Here is a 1,716-nt window from a genome sequence, read left to right as displayed (position 1 = left end):
CTAGGCGAGGCGGATGGCATCGAAGAAGGTCTCGAGCGATTCGCCGCGCGGCCATTCGCCCGGGCCGATCACCGTCGCCTGGTAGATCCTGAGTCCCTTAACGAAGAAGGCGGCGTGGACGACGACAGGGCGCCCGTCCGGGTAGCGGCCTTCGATCCGGAGGAACCGGCTTTCCGGATTGGGCGTCGCGCCGGAAATGTTCGGTGGCTGCAGCACGGCGGCCCTGCCCTCGACATTGCCGATCGCCTGCTGCCGTAAGGCCACCAGCAGCGGCGCGACCTCGAGCGGACCGGCGGCGTCGGCCACCGACAGGGAGAAGGTGAAGTCTGCCGCCTTGCACGAATGCAGCTGCATGCGCAAGGCCGTCGCCGCGACCTGGACGCTGCGCTCGTGCCGGTCCGGGCGGCAGGGGAACAGCAGGGCGGCCCCGCTCCCCTCCGGGCGCGACTCGCGCCAGTCGAAGGCCGGAAAGCAGCCGGCGAGCGCGACGGCCACCATCCACACGATCACCCTGGCCCGACGGTCTCGGGGTCGGCGAGCCAGGATCGTCATCGGCCCATTATCGAGGCCGTCGCGAGGTCGCTCGCCTGCGATGGACGCTGCGGCGCGGGCCCTCGCCGACAATCGACCGCGTGAACGAGCCCATCCGGACCTTCGCGGCCGCCGAGTCCGCCGACCCGACCCCCCAGACGCCCGCGACGCCGCAAGCGCTGGCCGGCCTGAAAGTGCTCGACCTCACCCGGGTGCTCGCCGGCCCGTGGTGCACGCAGACGCTCGCCGACCTCGGCGCCGACGTCGTCAAGATCGAGCGGCCGCCCGGCGGCGAGCAGCCCGGCGGCGACGACACCCGCGGCTGGGGGCCGCCCTTCCTGAAGGACAGCGAAGGCCGCGAGACGGCGGAGGCGGCCTACTACCTGGGCGCCAATCGCAACAAGCGTTCGATCACCGTCGACCTCGCGAATCCGCACGGCGCCGACCTGGTGCGCACCATGGCACGCCGCGCCGACGTGCTGATCGAGAACTTCAAGGTCGGCGACATGGCCCGGCATGGCCTCGACGCCGCCTCGCTGCTGGCCCTCAACCCGCGTCTCGTCTACTGTTCGATCACGGGCTACGGCCAGACCGGCCCGTATCGCGAGCAGGCAGGCTACGACTACGCGATCCAGGGCCGCGGCGGGCTGATGAGCGTGACCGGGCCGTCGCGCGCCGAGATCGCCGACGACGCCCCCGGCGGCGGGCCGCAGAAGGTCGGCGTCGCCGTCGCCGACCTCTTCACCGGCATGTACGCGGCGACGTCGATCCTCGCCGCGCTGCGCCACCGCGACCTGACCGGGCAGGGCCAGGCGATCGACATGGCCCTGCTCGACACCCAGGTGGCGATGCTGGCCAATCTGGGGGCCGGCTATCTGGCGACCGGGGTGGCACCCGAGCGCGCCGGCAACGCGCACCAGAACATCGTCCCCTACCAGGTGTTCGCGGTCGCCGACGGGCACCTCATCCTCGCCGTGGGCAACGATGCCCAGTTCGCTCGCTTCTGCCGGGTGGCCGGTTGCGCCGAGCTCCCCGAGGACCCGCGCTTCGCGCGCAACGCCGGCCGGGTGCGCAACCGGGGCGTGCTCGTTCCCCTCCTCGCCGAGCACCTCAAGCGGAGAACCCGTGCCGACTGGCTGGCCGCGCTCGACGCCGCCAAGGTGCCGTGCGGCCCCATCAACGACC

General features: G+C 72.3%; 2 protein-coding genes. One reads left to right on the top strand and one right to left on the bottom strand.

The genetic code is table 11. The annotated features are described in order from the left end of the window. Positions 1-552, bottom strand: coding sequence for a hypothetical protein (locus AC30N0_RS10260; protein ID WP_489517818.1), 552 nt, complete (start codon positions 550-552; stop codon positions 1-3). A 158-nt stretch (positions 553-710) separates the two neighbouring features. On the opposite strand from AC30N0_RS10260, the gene AC30N0_RS10255 reads away from it, so the two are divergent. Beyond that, positions 711-1,716 (top strand): CaiB/BaiF CoA transferase family protein (locus tag AC30N0_RS10255; protein WP_489517819.1); only part of this gene is annotated, 1,006 nt, incomplete at its 3' end.

It is taken from the genome of Rhizobacter sp. (genome assembly GCF_031412495.1).
Taxonomy (GTDB): domain Bacteria; phylum Pseudomonadota; class Gammaproteobacteria; order Burkholderiales; family Burkholderiaceae_C; genus Schlegelella_A.
This window is presented reverse-complemented; position numbering and strand designations above follow the sequence as displayed.